Origin of the sequence: Acinetobacter sp. WCHAc010034 (genome assembly GCF_001696615.3) — a bacterium.
Classification (GTDB): Bacteria; Pseudomonadota; Gammaproteobacteria; order Pseudomonadales; family Moraxellaceae; genus Acinetobacter.
This window is the reverse complement of record NZ_CP032279.1, coordinates 641329-665888: the sequence shown is the minus strand read 5'-3', so window position 1 is coordinate 665888 and position 24560 is coordinate 641329. Positions and strand designations below refer to the sequence as shown.

The window sequence follows — 24560 nt, the reverse complement described above, 5'->3', positions numbered from 1 at the left end:
ATGTCTGAAACAACAGGGCAGGCAATCGCTGAAGCGAGTGCAGCGGTTACTTCGGTGTCAGCAAAAACAGCGGTTGGCGGCTCAATCGCTGGATTATCAGGAAAGTTTCTTGGCTTAGATCCAGTAACGGCGCTAGGTTTGGTTATCGCCATTGCAGGCCTATTGGTTAGCTTTATGAGTTTTTTAATCAATTGGTACTACAAGCGACAAGAAAACAAACGTGCGGATGAGTTGCATCAACTAGCACTGCAAAAAGCAAAGGGGGAGTGCAATGTCGAATAAAACTAAATACCTGGCGTATGGACTGGCAGCTTCGGCTGCTTTTTTTACGTCTTTAGAAATACACGAAGGCTATTTAGCAAAGCCATACCGTGACAGCGGTGGAGTTGTTACACAGGGTATTGGGTCAACAGTCAAACCCAATGGCCAGCAAATCAAGATGACAGATCCGCCGATCACACGCAAAACAGCACAAGAATGGGCTAAAGCCCATGTGGCCAAAGATGAAATTGCATTTCGCAATTCACTGCATGGCGTGAAGTTATCTCAGGTTGAATATGACACCTATCTCGATTTTTCATACAACTTTGGTGCTGCGAATTGGCGCTCATCATCTATGCTTCGCAACCTGAAAGCTGGTAAATACAAGGCGGCTTGCAATTCATTGCTGAAGTGGAAATACGTTGCGAAAAAAGACTGCAGTATTCGATCAAACAATTGTTATGGCGTTTGGACTCGGCAGCTTGAGCGCTATAGCAAATGCATTGGAGCACAATAAATGCCGGTATTTTTAGTCTTATGGAAATTCAAATATTGGATCGCAATTGCGGTCCTTTCTTTTATGTGGCTTGGTCAGCTGGCATACGCCAACCATTTATCCAAAAAGTTGCGTATTGCCGGAGAGCAGTGCGCAGCAAAGATCCAAAAAACTGAACAGCAGCATTTAGACGCATTGACTGAAAAGCAGAATGCAATCAACCAAGTGAGTGCAGATTATGAAAAAGCAAAATCGGAACAGCGGGCGCGGATCGAAACGGTTACACGTACAGTGCAAAAGATCGTTGAACGTCCTATTTATCAGCAGCATTGTTTTGATGCTGATGGCGTGTCAGCAATCAACTCACTTGTCGCCAGCAATACCAGCGAACCTCCTTGAGCCATGCGCTGATCTGCAGCAGCTGGAATCAGGTCAGGGTAAAGCCGTGATGCTCTGGTCTATTGATACTGTGGCCAAATATAATGACTGTAAGGCGAAGCATGGCGCTATTGTGAAAGCCCTTTAGTGAGGGCTACTCACTTCAACTTAGTCGGAAATTCGATATAAAAACTTTAACTATAATGCCATCTCAAAAAAAGCAGTTAGCTTTTAATCTTACTCAAAACAACATAGTTATTTTTCAGTCCAAGCGACCAGCCTGTTTCTTTGTAAAATGGCTCACCATGTCTGACCGAAAATTCAATATAGAAGTAAATCCAATTTTTCATTTATTCTTTCCAACTATCAACAATATCAGCCCAGTCTTGTAGCATTTTTCTGCGCTCTGCCAAATGCTTGGCATGATTATATGAGGCTTTTGTCTTGTTGCCACTCACGTGAGCGAGCTGAAGTTCAACCCAATCCTCTTTAAAACCTTTCTCATAAAGCGCTGTAGAAGCTGTTGCGCGGAAATCATGTGCAGTCACTTTATTTAAACCCATATATTCAAGCATACGATTTAGTGTCGTGCGAGACAGCATACAATTTCTCTTTTGCGGCGAAGGAAAAACATATATTTGATCACCGGCTATAGAGTGTTGCTGTTCCAGCAAAGCTATCATCTGTGTAGATAATGGCACGATATGAGTTCTATTTTTCTTCATTACGCGCTCTTGCTGCGTTTGTCGCGACGATCTTGGTAAAGTAATGGTTTTTGACTCAAAATCAACAAAAGACCATTCAAGCTTCCTAATCTCAATAGTTCTAAGCATTGAATAGAGCATTGCCAAAGCCGCGTTACGAACTGTTGCAGACCCATTATAGCTGTCTATTTTACTGCGCAACTCCTTCTTTTCATGTGGCTCTAAAGCTCTGGCATGCTCGACTTCAGGTTGAGAAATCACACTCCTTAGAGCATAGGTAGGGTCATTATCAAGTCGAGAAGTAATAATTGCGTAACGCATAACAAGACCAATAAATCTGCGGTTTAAATTTGCCGCAGCTTCACCTGTTCCGAATTTTGCAGAACTATTTACACGGTGCACAGTGCTTTTCATGACATTTAAAATATGAGCGGAAGTAATTTCATTAATAGGCAGAGCACCAATATCTTTATAAACATCAAGAGCCATACTGGCTTTAAACCTGCCAACATAATCAGCAGATTTATGCTTCATTTGCTCCACGGCATATTCTTCCGCAATCGCCTTGAAAGTGTTATTTGCTTTGACCATCTTCTCCAGCTTTTCCTTTTTCTTTTCCAGAGATGGATTGATGCCTTGAGCCAATTTTGTACGCGCTTCATCTTTTAATTTTCGCGCTTGTTGCAAAGTTACAGCAGGGTATTCGCCAAAACTCAAAGTACCTTCTTTTCCGTGTAGAGTGAATTTAAAACGCCAAATTTTTGTCCCTGAAGTGCGCACCTCTATATAGAGCCGCTCAGCATCAAGGATGCGGTATGTTTTCTCTTTTGGTTTTAAAGTTTTAACTTTTGCATCAGTGAGCATGGGCGGGTAACACGGGTAACTGAATATGTTACCCGTAAAGATACCCGTTTTTATTGCAGATTAAAACAGATTGAAAAAGATTATATCGGAATAATAATTTTGCTGATTTATATACTTATAAGGGGATAGTAGATTAAAACAGATTATATAAGATTGAAGTTTTCAGAATTGTTAAGAATGACGATTTTCATAGGGAATGACTTCTGTAATTACAATAAATTAAAAACGGTTGAGTTTTATTCAATCGGGAAATGTTGTTATTTCCGCTATAAATCTCAAAAGCAATGGAATTCGATTAGACTATTATGCGTTAAGAAAAGTTGAAAGTATTGTCTATCGGCAAATTATTTTTAGTGTGTCAGCTGCATAGGGAGAGCCTGCACAATGGGTTATCAGAAGATCGTCGTGCCTGTGGATGGCAGCAAAATTACCGTAAACGCGGATTTGTCACTGAATGTTCCAAATCAGCCTATCATTCCTTTTATTGAAGGTGACGGCATTGGTGTGGACATTACTCCGGCGATGAAAGCCGTGGTTGACGCTGCGGTTCAGAAGGCATACGGCGGCAAGCGTTCGATTGAATGGATGGAAGTGTACTGCGGCGAAAAAGCGGAAAAAATTTACGGCACATACATGCCGGAAGAAACTTTTGACGCTTTGCGCGAATATATTGTTTCGATCAAAGGCCCATTAACAACGCCAGTCGGCGGCGGCATCCGCTCTTTAAATGTAGCACTGCGCCAGGAATTGGACCTTTATGTTTGCGTGCGTCCAGTGCGCTGGTTTGAAGGCGTTCCTTCGCCGGTTCAGCACCCGGAATTGACGGACATGGTGATCTTCCGTGAAAACTCTGAAGATATCTATGCGGGCATTGAGTGGAAAGCGGACTCGAAAGAAGCTAAAAAAGTCATCAAATTCTTAAAAGAAGAAATGGGCGTGACTAAGATCCGCTTTGAAGAGAACTGTGGCATCGGTATTAAGCCGGTATCAAAAGAAGGCACGCAGCGTCTGGTGCGCAAAGCGATCCAGTTCGCAATAGACAATGACAAGCCAAGCGTGACTTTAGTGCACAAAGGCAACATCATGAAATACACCGAAGGCGCGTTTAAAGAGTGGGGCTATGAGCTTGCTGTTGAGCGTTTCGGCGGCGAGCTGCTGGACGGCGGCCCGTGGGTTAAAATCAAAAATCCGAAGAACGGCAAAGACATCATCATTAAAGATGTGATTGCCGATGCCTTCCTGCAGCAAATCCTGATGCGCCCATCGGACTATTCCGTTATTGCGACGCTGAATTTAAACGGCGACTATATTTCCGATGCGCTGGCAGCGGAAGTCGGCGGCATCGGCATTGCGCCGGGCGCAAACATCGGCGGCGCGATTCAGGTATATGAAGCGACTCACGGCACCGCGCCTAAATACGCGGGCCAAGACAAAGTCAATCCGGGTTCAATCATCCTTTCTGCTGAAATGATGCTTCGCGACATGGGCTGGGATGAAGCTGCAGACTTGATCATTAAAGGCATTTCCGGCGCGATTGCTGCCAAAACGGTGACTTATGATTTTGAGCGCTTAATGCCGGGCGCAACGCTTTTGCGCTGTTCTGAATTCGGTCAGGCGATTATTGAAAATATGGATAAGTAATTTCCTGCGGATAACTAATGCCAGTCAGTTAAGAAACTGACTGGCTTTTTCTTTTTAAAACTTGCGAGATTGTTTGATACGCGGAAGCGTCATCCGCAACCTGAGCAAGAATAAAAGCAGTGCTTTTATTCGAAGTACAAGGCGAAGCGGTGGCCTTGGAAATGGACTGTTTTTGCAACAAAATTATTTAAGTGCAGAAAGTGAACAGGTTTCGCGGTGAGGCGCATGCGCCGCAAGATGCTTTCCTTGCGACTCATTTGGCGAATGAGAAACATTGTTTCGCAAGGAACAAAACGAGCTCCAAAAAATCGATTTAAAAACGGTAAGACTCCGCCGTGAATAGCCAAAAAGGTTAAGAAGTTTACAGCGAAATTCCTTAACTGATCAGCATTACTGCGGATAACGCGGTTTTTTTTATGCCGTCACCTTTATTCAGCAGTCCAGACGCCTCATTCAGCATGCAGCATTGTGTTTTTAAGTTGGCGTGTTGAGCAAATGCGTTATTCAGGTAAAGCGCTAAAAACAGGCGGCTTGAATTCCTTTGGATTATTCTGGCGGCGCTTACATTGATGCAATTTGAAACAGCTCTGCGCTTGGCAAGCTGGCGAATTGGGCTAAAGTGAGTATTGCCATCCACAATGGCTTACCGAGTTGAACAGGAGTTGCATGTGATGTCTCGTCAACAACAGCAAAATCAGCAGCAGAACCAACAGCAGCAAAATCAGCAGCAGCAACAGCAGCAGACGCAAAAAAATCAAAAGCAGCAGAATCAGAAACAGCAAAACCCGGATCAGCAAAACCAGCAGCACCGCTGATAGAATGTTAACCTTGTTTCAATACATAGGCCTCGAATTAATCGGGGCCTATTTGCATTCAGTAGAGCTAATTGACAGCTGTCCGCGCGCGCGTGACCCAAAACAGCTGCGCTGTGCCCAGCAGCAGCACTGCCGCCGCCAGCACAAACTGCTGGTGATAGGTGACGCCAAAATGCTGCAAAGCGCTGAAGCTTAGCCCGCCAATCAGCTGGATGGATGCAAAGATCAGCGTTGCGATGCTCCAGAGCTTTTTATAGGCGGCGCCATGCAGTTGCAGAATGGTGTAGGAGGTCAAGAAAACCACGGCAGGGTTCAGCAGTCCGGTCAGGAATGAAGAGATAAAGGTATAAAGCGGGTTGAAGCTGAAAACGGCAATAAAAATGGCAAAGACATAGACGCTGTATAGAATTTTCAAGGCCTGAAAGTTGCCCAGCCTTTTTGCCAGCATATAGGAGCTGAATGCGCCGAGCGCGCTGCCCAGCCCATACAGAATCCAGTTGAAATTCATCCAGAATAAATCAAGTTTGAGCACTTGGGTTAAATAGTCTATCCAGAACAGTGAATGCGGCACATAGGCGAAAGCGCTGCAGCCGTAAACCGCCACCAGGCTGAAGAACAGCGTATTCAATTCCGCCTTGGCGCTGCTGCGGGGGATTTCGCTGGCGAGCAGCGGCTTCAGCCCTTTGAGCAGCAGGCTGAGGATAATGCCGATGCAGAAGGCGAAGCCGGTCAGAATCAGCCAGGCGGTGCGTATGGCAATCTGGTCTAAATAAGGCAGGAACAGCGTCGCCAGCAGAACGCCGATGCCAATGCCGCTGAAGCCGATAAAGTTGATGGTAAAGCGGTCTTTTAATTCGCTGCACTGCGCCACAATGCTTGGCGAGAGAATCATGATCAGCCCGCCACTGATGCCGGAAATGATGCGCCAGAACAGATACCATGCATCTGGAAACCCGGAAAAAGCGCAGCTCAGCAGGCTGACCATGCCGGCAAATGCGGCCGCCTGAATATAGGCTGCCATGATGCGGGTTTGCGGCAGGCGCATGGCCCAGAAGGCGCCAATTAAATAGCCCAGCAGATTTGCGCTGCCCAAAATGCTGGCGAATTGCGCTGTCCAGCCAAATGCATCGCGGGTAGACGGCAGGAGCGCGGTGTAGGAAAAGCGCAGAATACCGATGCCAAGGCACATGCACAGGCAGAGGAAGAGGCTTAATTTAATGCGGCTAGAGGACATCCTGTACTCATGATATTTTACATTTGGTCAAAAAATAGCATGAATGCGCCACGCTGGACAGAATGAAAAACGCGCAGTTCAAAAAGGCGGGATTTGAACTTAAGCATGATAGGCTGGCAGGGTAAAACTGGGCGCACTGTTAAGCTTAAGAATTTGCCCATTAAGCGCCTATAGGCTGTGCGTGCGGGCTTGCAGTTGCGGCGGTTTTGGCCCAAATAGCGGCGGAATATCTTCTGGGCAATTTTCAGCAAGCCTGGACAAAAGTACCGAAAGCACATAAATTGTCCAAAACTGCGCGCTTCATGGAGGCTGAGCCGTAGCTGAAAGCCGCGCTTTGTACTAATGTAGAATAAAAATAAGTCACTTTTTCACGTATAAAATAGCGCTATGAATGCAAAGTGGGCCGCATGGATAATGTGCATGGATGAGATTATTTTTTGTTCCGCTGAATGTGTCTAAAGAATTTTATTGAAAACTAGGCAAAAGAAATGATTTCAGATATTCAAGATAAATATGATCAGCTCAGTCCTGAACAGAAAGAGATTTTTGCGGGCTACGGCCTTCGGCAGGTGAAGCACTTTGTCGAAATCAGCCTGCCGAATATAGAGCCATCCCTGCCTGAAAATGCCTATGTGCAAGGCGTGAATGCCAATGGCAAAGTGCAGGCGCTGAATCCGGACACGCGGCAGGCCTACCTCTGGATTTCTGACCTGCAGTGGCAGGAAACGCAAACGCCGTCTGCATCTATTGATTTAAAGCAGGATTTTATTCAGGTATGGAAAGCTTTCGGCCTGTCGCAATATGAATTGATTGACTTAAGCCACATCCACCGCGACTTTTTAGAAAATCAGCCGGTGTAATGCGGTAAAGCGCATGCGTAAGCAAAGGGCTGTCTTGATCCAGCTTCGGATGGTCAAAATAGCCCTGCGGCTGCATGCCTAAACGCTGCATAAGCGCTTCAGACGGGCTGTTCTGTTTTGCGGTAAAGGCCACTACTTCTTCAAGCTTCAAAATATCAAAAGCAAAATGCAGGCAGGCTTCTGCGGCTTCCGTGGCATAGCCCTGATGCCAGTATTTTGCATCCAGCCTCCAGCCGATTTCGGTGCAGGGCGAAAATTCAAACATATCCGGCTGAAAATGCAGGCCGCAAAAGCCGATAAACCGCTGCGCCTGCTTTAATTCGATAGCCCAAAAGCCCCAGCCATTCAGCTCAATCAAGCGCTGGAACTTCTGCGCTAAGGCATGGCTTTCCGCCGCCGTTAAGGCGTGAGGAAAATAGCGCATCACTGCAGGGTCGGCGTTCAGCTGCGCAAACGGTTCAAAATCTTCAGGGCGCCAAGGCCGGAGCCTTAATCTGGGCGTTTCAATACTATAGGGCATGTCAGCTCCATTTTTCTTTAGGGCAGGCTTTTACAGGTCTTCCAGCGGCAGCTGATAGCTTTGCTTGATAATTTGGCTCGGCACATCAGTCTTTACGCTGGTGATGCCGTTCTTTTTGGTTAGATGCGTGGACTGGAATTTGCGGTAGCTTTCCAAATCCGGCACCACCACCTTCAGCATGGCATCGCATTCGCCCAAAATAATGTAGCACTCCATAACCTGCGGCAGCTCTTTCATGGCTTCAATAAAGCTGTCAATGGTTTCAGCATCCTGACCCACCAGCCAAATGCGCGAAAACAGCAGCAGCTGAAAGCCGATTTTTTGCGGATCAACCACAGCGGTATAGTTTTGAATGACGCCGGCTTCTTCCAGCAGCTTGACGCGGCGCAGGCAGGAAGAGGGGGATAGGCCAATTTCCCGGGCCAGATCATTGTTCTGCATGCGGCCGTTGTTCTGCAGGGCGCGAATGATATTTTTATCAATGCGGTCAAGCTTTACTAGAATATACTTGGAAGAGATTTTCATAAATTAGAATATAATTCTAAAAATAGCGGTAATTTTAGAATAAATGAAATCCTATTTTAGCGCAATTCGCAGATACTGTTTTTCTCCTTCAGAAGCATTGAAAAGGAAAGGAAAATGTCTGTACTGCTGCTTTTTGCGTTAACGGTTGCCCCGCTTGTCTTTACTCCCGGGCCAGACATGCTGTTTATTCTGTCTCAGGTCATGGGCAGGAATGCAAAAGCAGGCATCATGGCGACACTGGGCATATGTTTAGGCTACATGGTGCATTCCATACTGGTCGCGCTGGGCATTGCCGCCATTATTGTGTCTTTTCCAATGCTGTTTGAAGCCATCCGCTGGCTCGGCATCGCCTATCTGCTGTATCTGGCGGCGCACCTATTAAAGTCGGTGTTCAGCGCGAAAAAGCTCTCGATTGAAAATGCCGGCAGCGCCAACCCGGTTAAAAAAGGCTTTTTTACCGCGCTGCTGAACCCTAAAGGCATGCTGATTTACTTTGCGATCCTGCCGCAGTTTATTGACAAGTCCGGCAATACCGTGGCTCAGGGCCTGCTGCTGTCTTGCGTATTTATCGGCCTGATCTTTGCAGTGTACTGCTGCCTCAGCCTGATATTTGCCAAAATCAGCCAGAAAACCCAGATTGATGCGCGCAAGCAGAAGTGGATTGACGGCACATCCGGCGGGCTGCTGGCTGTGGCGGCGGCATGGCTGATGGCCAACTGAGCGGGCATTTGCGCTGAACGGAAGCCTGCACGGCATTGCGGGCTTTTCATTTATTGCGCTCGGATCCGCGGCGGAGCAAACCGCTGCCGGCGCGATTGGATAAAACGCGCGGAAAATAGCAGGATATCTGTCTTAAATGACATGATGCGCATGCCGTGCAGGCAGCGCATTCCTGCATGCGCAGGATGCCTGAAAAGCCGCCAGGAGGCATTAAATCAAATCTGCTGATGAACTTAATCAAGTAAAAAAATAATAAAAATCAATGGTTAAAAATTGGCTGAATTATTCCTGAAAACCGCTGCAGCGGACGGGCCGAAAAAGTGTGAACGTTAAGTTCAAGGAAATTTACGCATTTTTACCGGTCTTTCGGCAATTGTGGCTTGACCGAAATGCCGTGAGCATTGCAAGATAGGGCACCTAAAAAATTTAAAGTGAAGAGTTAATACAACTTTTCTCAACATTTACATTTGCTAAAACAGCCGAGGATTACATGAAGGCTCTTGTTGCTGTAAAACGTGTGGTTGATGCCAACGTTAAAGTCCGTGTTAAACCGGACAACAGTGGGGTTGACCTTACTAACGTTAAGATGTCAATCAACCCATTCTGTGAAATCGCAGTGGAAGAAGCGGTTCGCTTAAAAGAAAAAGGAACTGTTTCAGAAATCGTTGTTGTTTCTATTGGTCCTAAAGAAGCTCAAGAACAAATCCGTTCGGCAATGGCGCTTGGCGCAGACCGCGGCATTTTAGTTGAAGCGGATGACAGCCAGCTGGGCGCTTTGGAAATTGCGAAAATTCTGAAAGGCGTTGCAGACGCTGAACAGCCTCAGCTGATCCTTCTTGGCAAGCAGGCGATTGATGACGACTCAAACCAAGTCGGCCAAATGCTGGGCGCGCTTCTTGGCGCAGGCCAAGGCACTTTCGCTTCAGAAGTGAAAGTAGATGGCGATAAAGTGCAAGTGACCCGTGAAATTGACGGCGGCTTGCAGACTGTTGAACTTACACTTCCAGCAATCATCACCACTGACTTGCGTTTGAATGAGCCGCGCTACGCTGCGCTTCCAAACATCATGAAAGCGCGCAAAAAGCCGCTGGATGCGAAGTCACCTGCTGATTACGGCGTTAATCCTGCAACTAAGCTTAAAACTGTTAAAGTTGAAGCGCCTGCAGAACGCAAAGCTGGCGTACAAGTGAAATCTGTTGATGAGCTTGTAGAAAAATTGAAAAACGAAGCGAAAGTGATCTAATACAGAAGGATAAAATCATGAGTATTTTAGTTATCGCTGAGCACGACAATAAAGCGCTGAACGGCGCAACTTTAAACGTTGTGGCAGCAGCTCAAAAAATCGGTGGCGATATCACTGTATTGGTTGCGGGTTCTGGCGCGCAGGCGGTTGCTGACCAGGCGGCTAAAGTTGCCGGCGTAAGCAAAGTGCTGCTTGCGGACGACGCTGCTTATGCAAACCAATTGGCTGAAAATGTTGCTAAATTAGTTGCTTCAATCGGTGCGGGTTATTCTCACATCCTTGCAGCTTCTACCACGACAGGCAAAAACATTTTGCCGCGCGCTGCTGCGCTGCTTGATGTCAGCATGATCACTGACATTATTGCGGTTGACTCAGCAAATACTTTCAAGCGTCCAATTTACGCAGGCAATGCGATTGCGACTGTGCAGTCTGGCGAAGCGATTGTTGCTGCGACTGTGCGCGGTACAGCATTCGATGCAGTTGCTGCTGAAGGCGGTTCTGCTGCGGTTGAAGCTTTAGCTTCTCAAGGCGATGCTGGCATTTCCAAGTTCATTTCTGAAGAAATCGTGAAATCAGAGCGTCCTGAATTGACTGCTGCGCGCATTGTTGTATCTGGCGGCCGCGGTGTGGGTTCAGGCGAGAACTACCACACTGTGCTTGATCCGCTGGCGGACAAGCTGGGCGCAGCTCAAGGCGCTTCACGCGCTGCGGTAGATGCAGGCTTCGTTCCTAACGACATGCAGGTTGGCCAAACCGGTAAAATCGTTGCGCCTGACCTGTACATCGCTGTCGGCATTTCCGGCGCGATCCAGCACTTGGCGGGCATGAAGGATTCTAAAGTGATCGTTGCGATCAACAAAGATGAAGAAGCGCCAATTAATGCGGTTGCTGACTACTGGTTAGTTGGTGACTTGAACACTGTCGTTCCGGAATTGGTTTCTAAAATCTAATTTCTGAAGCTTCAGTTTCAAAAGCCCCTGCGCGGAAGTTCTGCACAGGGGCTTTTTTTATGATAAAAATAAGCGATATAGCCAAAAAAAGATGTGCGGAATGCCTTACAGCTTTAAAAATCATTATTTAATGTTTGCGCACTACAACCAGTGGGCGAATGCGGAGTTATACGCCGCCATACAGGCATTAAGTCCTGAGCAGCTGCAGCAGGACTGCGGCGCTTATTTTAAAAGCATTATTCAAATGATTAATCATCTGTATGTGGGCGATGTGCTGTGGTTTGAGCGCATATGCGGCCTTAAGCCGTCTGGCTATGCGCTGGATGACATGCCGTACCCTGATGCCGGGGAGTTGATTCAGGCGCGCAAAGCGCACGACCTGCGCCTGCTGGCCTATGTTCAGTCGCTGGATGAAGCGGAGTTTGCGCAGGAGATCCGCTATATCCGCCGTGATCAGGCCTATCATGAGCCTTTGGCCGAAATACTGGCGCATGTGTTCAATCATCAAAGCCATCACCGCGGGCAGCTGCACAGCATGGTTTACCGGCTGACTGGAATCTCCCTGGAGCTGGATTTAATTTTTTTCCAAAGGGCGCATGCGGCGCTGTACCGCGCGGCCAGCCCTTCAGTCTGAGCTTCGCGCCATCCTGATCCGGTTTCCCGGCCTGCCAGCTGCCGGAAAGAAGCTGTTCAGACGCTTTAAAATCCTTCATTTCAGGTGGCATGCCGCGGCATGGCTTCAGGCATTTTTGCCGGCGCTGGGCAGAAAAAAGCCAATCCGCAGGCGGATTGCCGCTGCAGCTATTTATGAGCGAATTTCAGGCATTGCAAACCGCGAAATTAAGGCGATTAAGTTGCCTGATAACGCACATAAATAAGAGTGTTTATGCTATAATTTTCGGCTGTATTTTAGATTTTAACTCATGCTTTTGAGTGAAATTTTAGCAAGATTTACGACATATAAATGCGGGCGGAAATCTGCCTGTATAATAAGGAGTATGCATGAGCGTATCGGAAATTAGACCGATTGCCATTGAGGATGAACTAAAGAGCTCATATCTCGATTATGCCATGAGCGTGATTGTGTCGCGCGCATTGCCGGATGTGCGAGATGGCCTGAAGCCTGTTCACCGCCGCGTGCTTTTCGCAATGCACGAATTAGGCAATGACTACAACAAAGCTTACAAAAAGTCTGCCCGTGTAGTCGGTGACGTGATCGGTAAATATCACCCGCATGGTGACTTCGCTGTTTATGAAACCATCGTCCGCATGGCGCAGGATTTCAGCCTGCGCTACCAGCTGGTAGACGGCCAAGGCAACTTCGGTTCTGTCGACGGCGACAGCGCGGCGGCGATGCGTTATACCGAAGTGCGCATGCGCAAGCTGACTCATGAGCTTTTGGCCGACTTGGAAAAAGACACGGTCGAATGGGAAGACAACTACGACGGTTCTGAGCGCATTCCGCAAGTCATGCCAACCCGCGTGCCGAACCTGCTGATTAACGGCGTAACCGGCATTGCGGTCGGCATGGCGACTAATATGGCGCCGCACAACATGACCGAAGTTGTGAATGCGTGCCTGGCCTATGCCAATGATCCGCAGATCAGCATTGAAGGCCTGATGGAGCATATTTCCGGCCCGGACTTCCCGACAGGCGGCATCATTTACGGCAAATCCGGCATTGTAGACGCATACCGCACCGGTAAAGGCCGCCTGCATATCCGCGGCAAGTATCATTTTGAAGAAGACCAGAAAACCGGCCGCACCACCATCGTTTTCACGGAAATTCCGTATCAGGTCAATAAAGCCAAGACCATTGAGCGCATTGCTGAACTGGTCAAAGAGAAAAAGCTGGAAGGCATCTCCGAGCTGCGCGATGAGTCTGATAAAGACGGTATGCGCATCGCCATTGACTTGAAGCGCGGCGAAAATGCTGAAGTCATTGTCAACAACCTGTTCTTAAATACTCAGCTGGAAAACTCCTTCAGCATCAACATGGTGTGCCTGGACAACGGCCAGCCGAAGCTGATGAACCTGAAAGACATCATTGCTGCCTTCATCCGCCACCGTCAGGAAGTAGTGACCCGCCGCACCATGTTCGAATTGCGTAAAGCGCGCGAACGCGGCCACATTCTGGAAGGCTTGACGGTTGCGCTGGCTAATATTGATGAGATTATTGAAACCATCAAAACCTCCGCCAACCCGGCCGAAGCGCGCGAGCGCCTGCAGGCGGGCGAGTGGGCAGCCGGCGGCGTTGCGGCGTTGCTTGAAAAAGCCGGTTCAGTATCCATCCGTCCGGATGAAATTGAAGGTGAAGATCCAGCGCGCCCGTTTGGCTTGGCTGGCGGCCTCTACCGCTTGTCTCCTGCGCAGGTGGGCGCGATTCTTGAATTGCGCCTGCACCGCCTGACTGGCCTTGAACAGGACAAGCTGCAGGCTGAATATTCAGAAATTCTGGCTCAGATTGCTGAACTTACGGCTATTTTGAATGACTTCAGCCGCCTGATGGGCGTAATCAAGGAAGAATTGGCCTTGATTCTGCAGCAGTACGGCGATGCGCGCCGCACCGAAATTGTTGAATCCCGCATTGACTTCTCGCGTGAAGATTTAATTCCGGAAGAGCAGGTGGTGCTGACAGTTTCGAAAACCGGCTATGCGAAAACCCAGCCGCTTTCGGACTATGCAGCCCAGCGCCGCGGCGGCCGCGGCAAGTCTGCGACCTCAATGAAAGAAGATGACTACATCCAGCATTTGATTGTGACTTCAAACCATGCAACGGTGCTGTGCTTTACCAATGTCGGCAAAGTGTACCGCCTGAAAGTGTTTGAAGTGCCGCAGGCGTCACGCGGTGCCAAAGGCCGTCCAATGGTCAATCTGCTTCCTTTAGAGGCGGAAGAAACCATTACTGCGATTCTGCCGGTGATTGATGCGCCGAAGAAATTCAAAGAGCGTCTGGCTGATTTCCGCAGTTTCGTGAAGGCCAATGCCGCCAAGCTGCAGGAAAATCAAATCATCAATGCGCACTATGCTGAGCTTGAAGCTGCATTTGCTGAGCTGGCTGATGGCGATGACCTGTCCGACGCGCTGCGCGTTCAGCTGAAACAGCTGGGTGCTGAACTTTCTGCTGTGGATCTGGATGATGAAATCATTGAAGAATTCGCGCAGCAGGCTGAAGGCGTGCGTAAGAACTTCTATGTCTTTATGGCGACGAAAGCAGGCACAATCAAGCGCGTTGAGCTGGAGCAGTTCAGCAATGTGCGTTCCAACGGCTTGCGCGCCATTGAGCTGAATGAAGAAGACACCCTGATTGGCGTGGCGATTACAGACGGCGAGCAGCAGATCATGCTGTTCTCGAATGAAGGCAAGGCCATCCGCTTTGCTGAAACCGATGTGCGCGCGATGGGCCGTTCGGCCAAAGGCGTGCGCGGCATGCGCGTCACCATTGGTTCGGCGCAGGCTGAAGAAGTGGATGATGCAGATTTGGAAGATGATGATGCAGATGCGAACTTCATCAGCCGCATTGTTTCGCTGGTGGTGGTGCCTGAAACCGGCGAAGTGCTGTGCGCTTCTGCAAACGGCTACGGCAAGCGCACCCCGGTGGATGACTTCCCGACCAAAAAGCGCGGTGGTAAAGGCGTGATTGCGCTGAAGACCTCAGAGCGCAACGGCGAGCTGGTTGGCGCAGTGGCGATTGATGCATCGAAAGAGCTGATGCTGATTTCTGATGGCGGCACCTTAGTGCGCACCCGCGCTTCAGAAGTTGCGCAGACCGGCCGTAATGCCCAAGGCGTGCGTTTAATCCGCTTAGGTGAAAACGAAACGCTGGTGGGTGTAGAAGCCATTGAAGCAGTTGAAGAAGATGATGAATTGCTGAATGATGCATCCTTGGCGGAAGCATCTGAAGCGGCTGCGGATGATGCAGCAGCTGCAGATGAAGCTGAAAAAGAAACAGATCTGAACGGGCCGGAAGAAGGTTAAGTTTTGATCTGATGGAAAGGGCGCTTCGGCGTCCTTTTTTATCTGTGCTGGCAGTCTAAAAATGGATAAGAAAGATGATGAAAGTTAAATATGCGGTTTTAGCATCGGTTTTGGCTTTAGGCGGCTGCGATCAGCTTGGTAAAAAAGCCATGGATTCGCTGCCTGACCCCAGCCCTCAGCAGGCGCAGGCGGCGCAGGAAGCTTATGATGATTTGCGCGAGCAGAATTTTGAGCAGCTGATGGCGCATTTAGAGCCTGAGCTGAAAGCGCACTTTGAGGAAAATGAAAAAGAGCTGCATAAATTTGCGCGCGGCTTGCCGAAAGAGCAGTTCAAGACCAGAAAAATTGTGGCAAAGAATATTGAAAAGGCGTCCAATCAGCCGGGTAAATATACCGTGACCTATGAATACGGCTATGCCAAAAATTTGGTGCAGTATGATGTCAGCTTTGACAAAGCCGGCGGCAGTGCGAAAATCTGCGATCTGAACGTGTCAGTTTTTGGCGAAAAAGTGAATTGATTTTTCATAAAGCTGAACAGCGGGGCGGGGCCGAAAGCTTTGGAGCGGCGAGCTTAAAATGCTTGGAATTGAATAGAAAAGGACGCCGAAGCGTCCTTTTCTATGCCCATGATTTATAAAGTATCATTGGCTTTGAAATTGTAGTTTTTCTGCTTTTCGTAATCGAACTGGCCTTCCCATTTGCTGATCACCAGCACCGCCAAAGCATTGCCGATGACGTTCAGCACAGTGCGCGCCATATCTAAAATCCGGTCAATGCCGGCAATAAACGCCAAGCCTTCCAGCGGAATGCCGACACTGCCTAAAGTGGCCAGCAGCACCACAAAAGACACGCCTGGAACACCGGCAATCCCCTTGGAGGTGATCATCAGCGTCAGCACAAGAATAACCTGCTGGCCTAAGCTGAGGTCAATGCCGTACAGCTGCGCAATGAAAATCGCCGCAATGCTCTGATACAGCGTTGAACCATCCAAATTGAATGAATAGCCGATAGGAATCACGAAGCTGGTAATCGGCTTTGGCGCGCCGTAAGCTTCCATTTTTTCCATAATCCGCGGCAGCACAGTTTCTGAGCTGGCGGTTGAATAGGACAGAATCAGCTCATCTTTTAAGATTTTAATAATAGTCCAAATGCTGAAGCCGCAAATTTTGGCCACAAAACCTAAAATAATAAAGATGAAGAAGAAGATTGCGCCGTATACCAGCAGCGCCAATTTAACCAAAGGCAGCAGTGAGCTGAAGCCGAAGTTTGCCACCGTAGCCGCGATTAAGCCGAAGACCCCCAAAGGAGCAAACAGCATAATCATGTGCGTCACTTTGAACATGGTTTCAGAAACCGCATGCAGCACATGAATCAACGGCTGCTTGGTTTCCTGCGCCAAAGAGCCTAAGCCGATGCCGAATAAAACCGAGAAGAAAATAATCGGCAGCATTTGCCCGCTGGTCAGGGCGGCGAAAAAGTTGGATGGAATCAGCGACAGAATGGTTTGAATCAGGCCATGCGAATGCTGGCTGACTTCATGGCTGGTTTCCTGATATTTTGAAATATCGACCTGGGTCAGGCTCGACATGTCGATGCCGGCGCCGGGCTGGAAGATATTGGCGGCGACTAAGCCGACAATAATGGCAATCGTGGTAATGATTTCAAAATAAAGGATGGTTTTGAAACCAAGCTTGCCGACGTTCGTGCCGTGGCTTGCGTTTGCAATGCCTAAAATCAGCATTGAAACCACAAGCGGGATAACGATCATTTTGATCAGGTTAATAAAAATTGAACCCAGCGGGGTCAATAAATTATTTACTAAGGCGTCACGGTATTCAGGAGAATAGTGGAGAAAAGAGCCTAAAAGTATACCTAAAATCAGCGCAATCACGATTTGCCATGCAAGGCTTATCTTAATTTTTTTCATACTCAGCTCTGAAAAACTAAATTAGGGGCAAAAAAATTCCACAGCAACTCTTGACGCCGCGGCAGCTAAAAAGTGGCGGGCAATAAAGGCAAGAGCAATTTTGGCAGACTGGGAGAATTATATTGTGAAGCGCTTATAAAGAATGAGCTAACTTTTTTTCGCTTTGCCGGTTCATTTGCTTATTATTTTTTCAGTTTAAGTTAATAATTCGATTTTATGCATTAATTTAATTTATAAATTGAATAAAAATGATTAATAAATGACTCCTATGGTTTAAGTTTTAAGCGCCAATAGGCCCAAATCAGGCAGATTGCGCCAAAGGCGCTCAGGTAAATCAGCTTTGGAATGACAATTGCAGCCGGCACGCCCATTTGGTTCAGCTGAATGAACATTTGAATGCCTTGGGTTGAGGGCAGAAATTCGCCCAGCCCCTGCAGCCAGAGCGGCATGGCGGCATGCGGCCATGCCGCGCCGGACAGCAGAAACAGCGGAATAGAGGTAAAGACAATCAGGTGGCCTGCGCGCTCCGGCATGTCCAGAAATGAAGCCAGCAGCATGGCTGCGCCAATCACGCAGCTGATGAAAACCGGCACGCCAATCAGCATGCCGGTAAAATTGCCGCCGCGCGGGTAGTCGTACAGCCAGAAGGTGAAGCCGAATAAATACAGGCAGCCTAAGCAACCAATGGTGAAAATAGCAAAAAAGATGCCCCAGAACTCCGCCGGTTCAGGGCGCCATTGCTGCTGTTCGCGGTAACCCGCCAGCAGCATGCATAAGCCAAGCACAATGGTCTGATGAATGATCAGCGGCGCCACCGCCGGAAAAATATAGCTGCCGTAGCCGGATAATGCATTAAACAGCGGTATCTGGTGAATGGACAGGGCCGGGGAGAAATGCGACAGGCGGCCGAATTTTTCCGCCTGCTCCGACAGCGCATTTTCTATGGAGGCCGCAAGGCCAAGGCCAATCTGCTTGGTTTTGAGGAAGTTGGCTGCGCTCAGATACAGCCCAATGCCGCCGGCTTCGCCATGGCGGAGGCTGCCGGACAGATTTTCCGGCAGCAGCAGGATGCCATCGGCCTGCTGGCGCTGAATCATGCGCTCAGCTTCTGCAAAGTTGCCGGTCACGGCTTTAATTTCCACATTCGGGCTGTTGGCGACCTGGCTGATAATCGCCGAGGTCACTGCGCTTTGCTCTTCATCGACAATGATAATCGGCAGGGCTTGCGCCTGCTGCGCCTGATAGGCGGTCGGATAGAAAAAGCTGTACATGAAGACTGACAGAATCAAGGTGGTCAGCAGGGATGAATTGGCGGCGATGTCTTTGAAAGTTTTGAGGTAAGACTGGAAAAACTGCTTCATGGCTGCATCCCCTTGGCATATTTTTTCAGGAAGGCATAAGCCAGCGCAAAATACAGCGCGGCATAAATCAGCAGGACTGCAAAAGGCTGCAGCGAGGAGGACAGCGGGCTGCCGATCACCCACTGTTCAGTCTGCAGCTTGGCATAAGGCGTGTAGGGGATAATATGCGCCCAGAATTTGGTAAACAGAGGCGCATTGTTCAGCGGCAGTGTCACGCCGGCGAAACTCAGCGACGAGCCGCCGTACACGGCAATAAAGCCAAAGGTTTTGCTGAGGTTTTTTGTCGCCAGCACAATGGCGCTGCTGAGAAAGGCATAGGCGCTGTACAGCAGGATCTGCGCCGCCAGAATCAGCCATAAATGGCCGGAAACGAACCAGCCGCGGATGCCGATCAGCCAAATCATCCACAGCCATGTCCAAGCGCTGAAAATTAAAATATAGGCCAGATTTTTGGACAATAGCGCGCTGAGCAGGCTGTGCTGATTCAGCCATTGATCTGCAGTTTGGAATTTCAGTTCCTGCCCCACAGAAAAAGCCACGCAGCAGCACAGCAGCAAATGCAGTATGGCTGGAATCATATACGGTTCTAAATAGAACTCATAATTCAGCCCGGGGTTATATAAGGGGGAAATTTTGACATTCGGCGCCGGCGCATCCAGATAGGGAATTTTATTTTCCAGATAGTCCTGGCCGCCAAAATCTGCGGCTGCCTGCACAGTGCTCAGCAGCATGGCGGAGGAAACTGTATTGCCCACGCTGAAGTAGCTTTGATTGAAGGCGATGCTGATTTGCGCATCTTGGGCCTGCACCAGGCGCTGTTCCGCGCCTGCGGGGATATGCACATAGCCCCAGATTTTATTCTGATTCAGCAGGTATTCTGCATCGGCCTGATTATCCGTAGTTTCTGCAATCCGCAGCGTATGGTTCAGGCTTAAATAGCGTTGAATATTCCTGCTGAGCCCGCTCTGGTCCTGATCAATCACCGCAATCGGCAGCTGTTCAGGCTTGCCCTGCGCAAACATGCTGCTGAACATGATAATAATGAATAAAGGCGCCAGCGTGACCAGGCATAAGTCCCACTTATGCTTGAGCAGATAGCGCAGTTCACGCAGCAGGCCCGCCAGCATTGCCCGCACCGCTATTGCGCCTCTGTGACTTTAAACAGCACGCTCATGCCGGCTTTTAAGCCGGGAATGGCTTGCGCCGGCGCCAGATGGACTTTAAAGCTGCGGATGTCATAGCCGCCGGTCTGGCGTGTGGTTTTAATGGTGGCGAATTCGCCTTCGGCATCAATATGTTTGATTTCAAAGGCCGCGTTTTGGCCTAGCGCGGGAATATAGCCGTTCATGGTTTTGGCTGTATAGACAGATTGATATTGGTCTTCGCGCACATTCAGGCTGACCCATAAATCATCATCTTCAATAATGCTGACTACAGGCACGCCCATTGCCACCAGTTCAGAGGCTTTGCCGTAGGTTTTTGATACCGTGCCGCGGATGGGCGCCAGCAGTTTGGTTTCCGCTTCCAGCGCATTGGCTTCGGCCACGGCGGCTTTGGCAATTTCCACTTGCGCGTCTGCCGAGGATTTCTGCTCAGGCGTGCTGCCGCGCTTGGCGCGGGCGTACTGCTGATAGGATGCTTCGGTCATTCCGGCGGCTGAAACAGCGGCGGCATGCAGCTCATCGCGGCGCTGGCGTGAAATCACGCCTTCCTGAAACAGCTTGGCGCCGCGCTGGTAAGTGCTTTGCGCCAGCGCCTGCTGCGCTTTCACAGCCTGCCAGTTGGCATGCAGCGTTGCAATATTTTCTTCCTGCGAGCCGCGGTCAGCCGTGGCCTGCAGGGCAAGGGCGGACTGCAGCGCAGCTAAAGCCTGCTGCTTCTTGGCGTCGACTTCCGGGCTGTACAGGCGCACCAGCTCCTGGCCTTTTTCCACTTTCTGCCCATCCTGCACATAAATTTCTTCTATGCGGCTTGGGACTTTGGTGGATACATGGATGGTTTCGGCTTCAACGCGGCCTTGCAGTTCAAGCGCTTTCGGCTGATAGCTTTTCCATAAGCCGAAAGCGATCAGGCTCAGCAGCAGAATCAGCGTCGTCAGGCCAGCAGCTTTAAGCGCGCCGGATTTTTTCGCATCGGCATTTTCTGCGGCCGGCTGATCCGCCGGGGCCTTGGCTGCGACGGCTTCCTGCGCGGCGCTATCCGCTGTTGCGTTCTGTTCCGCTGCACTGGCTGGCGCGGCGCTCTCTGCTGGCAGCTCAGAAGAAGCAGGGCTGTTTTGCGGATCAGGCGTGCTTTGATCTTGATTCATGCATTTCCCCATCCGAAATTAACGGACATAGCGCGTATTAGGCTGATTAATATAAGTCTGAAACTGCTCAATCGAGCCGTGGCTTTGCAGCAGCGCGGCCAGCGACATCACGTATTTATAGGCATTCAGCGCAGTTTCGGATTTTAATCCGCTGAGCGCATTTTGCGCGTCAATTACTTGCGCGGCGGTGCCCATGTCTTCCTTAAAAGACAGTTCCTGAATGCGCAAATTTTCCTGCGCCGCTTTCAGGTTCCGCTGCAGCAGCTGATCGCTCTGCTGCGCTGCGGCGGCTTCGCTGTAGGAAGCATAAATGACGCTTTCAATTTCCTGTTTGGCGCGCTCGGTCATCAGTTCAGAGGCATAGCGCTGCAGTTCTGCGGCCTGCACATTTTTGCTTTTATCGATGCCGGAAAACAAGTTGTAGCGCGCGCCGACGCCGACAATCCAGTTCTGCTTGTCATCCAGGCTGTATTCGCCAAAGGCGAACAGGCTGGGTTTTTTGGCGGCATTCTGCGCTTTGACATTGGCATTGGCCAGCCGGGTATCCATCTGCATTTTCTGAATCAGCGCGGAATGCTCCGGAAAGCTTTTCAGCAGATTGTTTAAGGCCAGATTTTGCGCGGAATTGACAAACAGCGGGGTGGTTAAATCGGTAATTTGGCTGCTTTGCAGCAGGTTGTTCAGCTGAAACAGGCTGGATTTATAGCCGGCGTCCGCATTTTGATGCGCGCGCTCGGCATTGTTGCGCGCCACTTCAAACTGCATACGCTGGCCTTTGCTGATAAAGCCCTGCTGCTCCAGTTTCAGAGCATTGCGGTAATGGGCCTGCATGGCGTCTAAATTAAACTGGCTGCTGGCCAGCAGCTGCTTTTGCAGCTGCGCATTAAAATAGGCCTGAATGAGCTCAAAGCGCTGCAGATCCTGCTGCTGCCTGCTGTTCAGCTGGCTGCGCTGGGCCTTTAAGTTGGCGGCCTCTTTAGCGATGGACGTCAGTCCGCCGGTATATAAAGGCATGGTGATGGAAACGGTCGGCCGAATGACCTGATCTTCCAAAACCACCTGTGATGAATCTGGAATCAGGCCGACGCCGTCATGAATGGTTTGGTTTAAGCTGTCTTTCAAGGGGTCAGCTGCGCTGCCTAAAGTGCCTTGCCATTCATCAATTTTACTGCTGACGCCATTGGACAGCGTCTGTTCTAAATTATTTTTCAGCGCGCCTAAAGGCACATCCAGTTCATTATGAAAGGCATAAGCGCGCACGTTGAAATCAACCCGCGGCAGCCCTAAGCCTTTCAGCGCCTCCGCTTCCAGCTGCGACGCCTGCTGCAGCGCCTGATGGGCCTGCGTAGTGTAGGAATCCCGCAGCGCATTCTGCTCCGCCTGCTGATAGCTGATGCTTTGCGCAAGGCAGATTGAGCTGAACAGCATGGAGGCGGTGAACAGGGCGCCGCGCCGCGCAGCCTCAGCGCTCTTCTGCATGGCGCTTTGGGATTGAGGCTTAAAAAAAACTGAGGAACGCTGTAACATCCAATAGACTCTCCGCATTGTCATTTCAATTATAAGGCAAGGGCCGGGCAATATGTTTTTTATACAAGTGTCTATATTTTCATAATAAATCAAAGCTGAAAAAACTGAAATTATCGCTTATATTGGGTCAGGATGCCTTTCATGTTTAATAAATATAAGATGAATTTACAAGTTAAAGCGCCAAATAATTTTGCAGATTCCTGCACGCTGAATGAAGCGGTGGAACTTTTTTATCAGAAAAATGGCTTTGGGCCGATTGTCGGCGACCGCGAACCGCTCACGGTTGGCGTCTATACCGGCTGCCTGATTGTGCCTATGCCGAATATCGGTGTTCGGCATAAATATTTGAAATATCACGATATGCATCATATTTTAACCGGCTATACCGTGGGGCGCATCGGTGAAGGCGAGGTCAGCGCATGGGAACTGGGCACGGGGTCAATGTTCCGCCATCCGGTTTTAGGCGTGATGAACTTGATTGCGCTTTCTACCGGCTTTTTCCTGAAGCCGAAACGCATGCTGCAGGCCTACCGGCGCGGCTTGGTCAGCAGCAATACCTATGATGCCCAGTCCCGCCAGTGGATTGATGCGAACGGCGCTGCGCGCCTGTCAGAACTGAAGCGGCTGAAACTGGAACATAAAAACACGGTGTTTTTGGCGCCGCTGCGCTGGCTGGAATTTGCCGTTTATTTAAGCTTAGCCATGCTGATACATGCCGTTGTCGTGATTCCAGCCTTAATCCTGCGGATCGTCAGCTATGCGCTGGCCGGCGAGCCGTTTATTGAAATAATCAAGCCGGTGAAAAGATCAGATCTTTATTGAAAATTCAGCTTTAAATGTCCGGCAGTATTGAAATATTTTCAGGATAAATTACTGCAAGACTGGGCTATCTATGGTTAAATGCCATCATTTTATTGTGTTTCACTCTGAAAGGAAAAATCATGCGCGCGTACAACTTCTGTGCTGGTCCTGCTGCATTACCTACTGCCGTTCTTGAAAAAGCCCAAGCTGAAATGCTGGACTGGCATGGCAAAGGTCTTTCCATCATGGAAATGAGCCACCGCAGCAAAGATTATGTTGCTGTTGCAGAAAAGGCTGAAGCGGATTTGCGCAAGCTCATGAATATTCCTGAGAATTATAAAGTGCTGTTCCTGCAAGGCGGCGCATCGCTGCAGTTCTCCGCAATTCCCTTGAACCTGCTGGGCAAAAACAGCAAAGCGGATTATATCCAGACCGGCATCTGGTCTGAAAAAGCCACCAAAGAAGCGCAGCGCTACGGCGATATTAACGTCATTGAAGCGGGCGCCAGCATTGACGGCAAGCTTGCCATTACAGATCAAAGCACATGGAATTTGTCTGATGACGCGGCTTATGTGCATTATGCAGAGAATGAAACCATTGGCGGCATTCAATTTGCCAGCATTCCGGAAACAGACAAGCCATTAGTTGCTGACTTATCTTCAAGCATTTTGTCTGCGCCATTAGATGTTTCTAAATTCGGCCTGATTTATGCGGGCGCGCAAAAGAACATTGGCCCGGCTGGCCTGACTTTGGTGATTATCCGTGACGATTTGCTGGATCAGGCAAAAGCTGAAATTCCAAGCCTGTTGAAATATTCAGCGCAAGCCAAGAATGACTCTATGGTGAATACGCCGGCTACATATGCATGGTACTTGTCTGGCCTGGTGTTTGAATGGCTGCTGGAGCAGGGCGGTGTAGACGCAATTTATAAGGCAAATTTGGCGAAAGCGGAATTGCTTTACGGCTATATCGATTCAAGCGATTTCTACAATAACCCGATTGCCAAAGAAAACCGTTCGATCATGAATGTGCCGTTTACTTTGGTCAATGCAGATCTGGACAAGCAGTTCCTGAAAGAAGCGGAAGAAAATCATCTGCTGAACCTGGCAGGCCACCGTTCTGTCGGCGGCATGCGCGCCAGCATCTATAATGCTGTGCCTTTAGAAGGCGTTCAGGCTTTGGTCAGCTTTATGGATGACTTTGCAAAACGCAATGGCTAATGCGTGATGCATAAAAAAGGCCCATCGCATAGATGGGCTTTTTTATGCGGGTCAAAAATTAAAGAATAAAGGTATGCAGGATATAAGCGCACATCAGCATGCCCAAGGCAAAAAACAGGCAGGCCATAGGCTCGATGTGATATCGGGACGTCAGCTGATGTTCAAGCGGCTGTAAATTTTCTTCTTGCACGATTTTCATAGACATTTATTTTCCGATCTATTTATCG

Annotated in this window: 24 protein-coding genes; 14 read left to right on the top strand and 10 right to left on the bottom strand. The window is 49.2% G+C overall.

Translation table 11 applies throughout. The features are described from left to right. From BEN74_RS04605 to BEN74_RS04595, 3 genes are read left to right on the top strand one after another with little or no spacing between them, the layout of a single operon-like run. Positions 1-282, top strand: coding sequence for a holin (locus BEN74_RS04605; RefSeq protein WP_068913243.1), 282 nt, complete (start codon positions 1-3; stop codon positions 280-282). Beyond that, on the top strand, positions 272-778 hold the full coding sequence (locus BEN74_RS04600; protein ID WP_068913240.1) for a lysozyme: 507 nt from the start codon (positions 272-274) through the stop codon (positions 776-778). The genes BEN74_RS04605 and BEN74_RS04600 overlap by 11 nt, the downstream gene beginning before the upstream one ends. After that, complete coding sequence (locus tag BEN74_RS04595) at positions 779-1156, top strand: hypothetical protein (protein ID WP_068913238.1); 378 nt, start codon at positions 779-781, stop codon at positions 1154-1156. A 329-nt stretch (positions 1157-1485) separates the two neighbouring features. Here BEN74_RS04595 and BEN74_RS04585 read toward each other — a convergent pair whose 3' ends face one another. Further along, positions 1486-2703 (bottom strand): tyrosine-type recombinase/integrase, encoded by a 1218-nt coding sequence (locus BEN74_RS04585; protein ID WP_068913235.1) that lies wholly within the window; start codon positions 2701-2703, stop codon positions 1486-1488. Between the two features lie 384 nt (positions 2704-3087). Here BEN74_RS04585 and icd point away from each other — a divergent pair, with 384 nt between their 5' ends. Further along, positions 3088-4344 carry an NADP-dependent isocitrate dehydrogenase gene (icd, locus tag BEN74_RS04580; RefSeq protein WP_068913233.1) on the top strand — a complete coding sequence of 419 codons (1257 nt, stop codon included), beginning with the start codon at positions 3088-3090 and terminating at the stop codon, positions 4342-4344. Between the two features lie 671 nt (positions 4345-5015). Beyond that, positions 5016-5159, top strand: a complete 144-nt coding sequence (locus BEN74_RS19285; RefSeq protein WP_162898135.1) for a hypothetical protein — start codon at positions 5016-5018, stop codon at positions 5157-5159. A gap of 67 nt (positions 5160-5226) precedes the next feature. On the opposite strand, the gene BEN74_RS04570 is transcribed toward BEN74_RS19285, so the two are convergent. After that, the gene (locus tag BEN74_RS04570; RefSeq protein WP_068913228.1) at positions 5227-6393 is read right to left on the bottom strand and encodes a YbfB/YjiJ family MFS transporter; all 1167 of its coding nucleotides are present in this window, start codon (positions 6391-6393) and stop codon (positions 5227-5229) included. Between the two features lie 488 nt (positions 6394-6881). Between BEN74_RS04570 and BEN74_RS04560 the strand changes: the two genes are divergently transcribed. Continuing rightward, positions 6882-7253, top strand: coding sequence for a hypothetical protein (locus BEN74_RS04560; RefSeq protein WP_068913224.1), 372 nt, complete (start codon positions 6882-6884; stop codon positions 7251-7253). On the opposite strand, the gene BEN74_RS04555 is transcribed toward BEN74_RS04560, so the two are convergent. Together BEN74_RS04555 and BEN74_RS04550 are read right to left on the bottom strand one after the other, a co-directional pair. Next, on the bottom strand, positions 7159-7773 hold the full coding sequence (locus BEN74_RS04555; protein WP_068913222.1) for a GNAT family N-acetyltransferase: 615 nt from the start codon (positions 7771-7773) through the stop codon (positions 7159-7161). The two genes, BEN74_RS04560 and BEN74_RS04555, sit on opposite strands and share 95 nt — an antisense overlap. A 30-nt stretch (positions 7774-7803) precedes the next feature. Continuing rightward, a complete protein-coding gene (locus BEN74_RS04550; RefSeq protein ID WP_068913220.1) occupies positions 7804-8298 on the bottom strand; it encodes an Lrp/AsnC family transcriptional regulator in 495 nt (164 codons plus the stop codon). A 114-nt stretch (positions 8299-8412) separates the two neighbouring features. Between BEN74_RS04550 and BEN74_RS04545 the strand changes: the two genes are divergently transcribed. From BEN74_RS04545 to BEN74_RS04510, 6 genes are all read left to right on the top strand, one after another. After that, positions 8413-9018 carry a LysE family translocator gene (locus BEN74_RS04545; RefSeq protein WP_068913218.1) on the top strand — a complete coding sequence of 202 codons (606 nt, stop codon included), beginning with the start codon at positions 8413-8415 and terminating at the stop codon, positions 9016-9018. 490 nt (positions 9019-9508) lie between these two features. After that, the gene (locus BEN74_RS04535) at positions 9509-10261 is read left to right on the top strand and encodes an electron transfer flavoprotein subunit beta/FixA family protein (RefSeq protein WP_068913214.1); all 753 of its coding nucleotides are present in this window, start codon (positions 9509-9511) and stop codon (positions 10259-10261) included. A gap of 17 nt (positions 10262-10278) precedes the next feature. Then, positions 10279-11211 carry an FAD-binding protein gene (locus tag BEN74_RS04530; protein ID WP_068913212.1) on the top strand — a complete coding sequence of 311 codons (933 nt, stop codon included), beginning with the start codon at positions 10279-10281 and terminating at the stop codon, positions 11209-11211. Positions 11212-11311: 100 nt separating this feature from the next. After that, on the top strand, positions 11312-11845 hold the full coding sequence (locus BEN74_RS04525; RefSeq protein WP_068913209.1) for a DinB family protein: 534 nt from the start codon (positions 11312-11314) through the stop codon (positions 11843-11845). 368 nt (positions 11846-12213) lie between these two features. Beyond that, the gene (gene gyrA, locus BEN74_RS04515) at positions 12214-15189 is read left to right on the top strand and encodes a DNA gyrase subunit A (protein ID WP_068913204.1); all 2976 of its coding nucleotides are present in this window, start codon (positions 12214-12216) and stop codon (positions 15187-15189) included. A gap of 77 nt (positions 15190-15266) precedes the next feature. Continuing rightward, positions 15267-15707 carry a DUF3887 domain-containing protein gene (locus tag BEN74_RS04510; protein WP_068913307.1) on the top strand — a complete coding sequence of 147 codons (441 nt, stop codon included), beginning with the start codon at positions 15267-15269 and terminating at the stop codon, positions 15705-15707. A 113-nt stretch (positions 15708-15820) separates the two neighbouring features. Here BEN74_RS04510 and gltP read toward each other — a convergent pair whose 3' ends face one another. The 5 genes from gltP to BEN74_RS04485 form a co-directional block, all read right to left on the bottom strand. Beyond that, a complete protein-coding gene (gene gltP, locus BEN74_RS04505) occupies positions 15821-17116 on the bottom strand; it encodes a glutamate/aspartate:proton symporter GltP (RefSeq protein ID WP_068913201.1) in 1296 nt (431 codons plus the stop codon). Positions 17117-17382: 266 nt separating this feature from the next. Continuing rightward, complete coding sequence (locus tag BEN74_RS04500) at positions 17383-18477, bottom strand: ABC transporter permease (RefSeq protein ID WP_068913199.1); 1095 nt, start codon at positions 18475-18477, stop codon at positions 17383-17385. Continuing rightward, positions 18474-19604, bottom strand: coding sequence for an ABC transporter permease (locus tag BEN74_RS04495; protein WP_068913197.1), 1131 nt, complete (start codon positions 19602-19604; stop codon positions 18474-18476). The genes BEN74_RS04500 and BEN74_RS04495 overlap by 4 nt, the downstream gene beginning before the upstream one ends. 11 nt (positions 19605-19615) lie before the next feature. Then, positions 19616-20785, bottom strand: a complete 1170-nt coding sequence (locus BEN74_RS04490; RefSeq protein WP_068913304.1) for an HlyD family secretion protein — start codon at positions 20783-20785, stop codon at positions 19616-19618. A gap of 18 nt (positions 20786-20803) precedes the next feature. Then, on the bottom strand, positions 20804-22264 hold the full coding sequence (locus tag BEN74_RS04485) for a TolC family protein (protein ID WP_068913195.1): 1461 nt from the start codon (positions 22262-22264) through the stop codon (positions 20804-20806). Between the two features lie 189 nt (positions 22265-22453). Between BEN74_RS04485 and BEN74_RS04480 the strand changes: the two genes are divergently transcribed. Both BEN74_RS04480 and serC read left to right on the top strand, forming a co-directional pair. Then, positions 22454-23134, top strand: coding sequence for a hypothetical protein (locus BEN74_RS04480; RefSeq protein ID WP_068913193.1), 681 nt, complete (start codon positions 22454-22456; stop codon positions 23132-23134). A 119-nt stretch (positions 23135-23253) separates the two neighbouring features. Next, positions 23254-24333 (top strand): 3-phosphoserine/phosphohydroxythreonine transaminase, encoded by a 1080-nt coding sequence (serC, locus tag BEN74_RS04475; protein WP_068913191.1) that lies wholly within the window; start codon positions 23254-23256, stop codon positions 24331-24333. Between the two features lie 58 nt (positions 24334-24391). On the opposite strand, the gene BEN74_RS19280 is transcribed toward serC, so the two are convergent. Continuing rightward, a complete protein-coding gene (locus BEN74_RS19280) occupies positions 24392-24538 on the bottom strand; it encodes a hypothetical protein (protein ID WP_162898107.1) in 147 nt (48 codons plus the stop codon). Between the last annotated feature and the right edge of the window lie 22 nt (positions 24539-24560).

Coding starts and splice junctions, on each gene's coding strand:
- BEN74_RS04525 (WP_068913209.1), top strand. CDS start 11,312: ATGCCTTACAGCTTTAAAAATCATTATTTAATGTTTGCGCACTACAAC.
- BEN74_RS04495 (WP_068913197.1), bottom strand. CDS start 19,604: ATGCTGGCGGGCCTGCTGCGTGAACTGCGCTATCTGCTCAAGCATAAG.
- BEN74_RS04560 (WP_068913224.1), top strand. CDS start 6,882: ATGATTTCAGATATTCAAGATAAATATGATCAGCTCAGTCCTGAACAG.
- BEN74_RS04600 (WP_068913240.1), top strand. CDS start 272: ATGTCGAATAAAACTAAATACCTGGCGTATGGACTGGCAGCTTCGGCT.
- BEN74_RS04535 (WP_068913214.1), top strand. CDS start 9,509: ATGAAGGCTCTTGTTGCTGTAAAACGTGTGGTTGATGCCAACGTTAAA.
- gltP (WP_068913201.1), bottom strand. CDS start 17,116: ATGAAAAAAATTAAGATAAGCCTTGCATGGCAAATCGTGATTGCGCTG.
- BEN74_RS04530 (WP_068913212.1), top strand. CDS start 10,279: ATGAGTATTTTAGTTATCGCTGAGCACGACAATAAAGCGCTGAACGGC.
- icd (WP_068913233.1), top strand. CDS start 3,088: ATGGGTTATCAGAAGATCGTCGTGCCTGTGGATGGCAGCAAAATTACC.
- BEN74_RS04595 (WP_068913238.1), top strand. CDS start 779: ATGCCGGTATTTTTAGTCTTATGGAAATTCAAATATTGGATCGCAATT.
- serC (WP_068913191.1), top strand. CDS start 23,254: ATGCGCGCGTACAACTTCTGTGCTGGTCCTGCTGCATTACCTACTGCC.
- BEN74_RS19285 (WP_162898135.1), top strand. CDS start 5,016: ATGTCTCGTCAACAACAGCAAAATCAGCAGCAGAACCAACAGCAGCAA.
- BEN74_RS04500 (WP_068913199.1), bottom strand. CDS start 18,477: ATGAAGCAGTTTTTCCAGTCTTACCTCAAAACTTTCAAAGACATCGCC.
- BEN74_RS04605 (WP_068913243.1), top strand. CDS start 1: ATGTCTGAAACAACAGGGCAGGCAATCGCTGAAGCGAGTGCAGCGGTT.
- BEN74_RS04545 (WP_068913218.1), top strand. CDS start 8,413: ATGTCTGTACTGCTGCTTTTTGCGTTAACGGTTGCCCCGCTTGTCTTT.
- BEN74_RS04570 (WP_068913228.1), bottom strand. CDS start 6,393: ATGTCCTCTAGCCGCATTAAATTAAGCCTCTTCCTCTGCCTGTGCATG.
- BEN74_RS04480 (WP_068913193.1), top strand. CDS start 22,454: ATGTTTAATAAATATAAGATGAATTTACAAGTTAAAGCGCCAAATAAT.
- BEN74_RS04585 (WP_068913235.1), bottom strand. CDS start 2,703: ATGCTCACTGATGCAAAAGTTAAAACTTTAAAACCAAAAGAGAAAACA.
- BEN74_RS04510 (WP_068913307.1), top strand. CDS start 15,267: ATGAAAGTTAAATATGCGGTTTTAGCATCGGTTTTGGCTTTAGGCGGC.
- BEN74_RS04555 (WP_068913222.1), bottom strand. CDS start 7,773: ATGCCCTATAGTATTGAAACGCCCAGATTAAGGCTCCGGCCTTGGCGC.
- BEN74_RS04490 (WP_068913304.1), bottom strand. CDS start 20,785: ATGAATCAAGATCAAAGCACGCCTGATCCGCAAAACAGCCCTGCTTCT.
- BEN74_RS04550 (WP_068913220.1), bottom strand. CDS start 8,298: ATGAAAATCTCTTCCAAGTATATTCTAGTAAAGCTTGACCGCATTGAT.
- BEN74_RS04485 (WP_068913195.1), bottom strand. CDS start 22,264: ATGCAGAAGAGCGCTGAGGCTGCGCGGCGCGGCGCCCTGTTCACCGCC.
- BEN74_RS19280 (WP_162898107.1), bottom strand. CDS start 24,538: ATGTCTATGAAAATCGTGCAAGAAGAAAATTTACAGCCGCTTGAACAT.
- gyrA (WP_068913204.1), top strand. CDS start 12,214: ATGAGCGTATCGGAAATTAGACCGATTGCCATTGAGGATGAACTAAAG.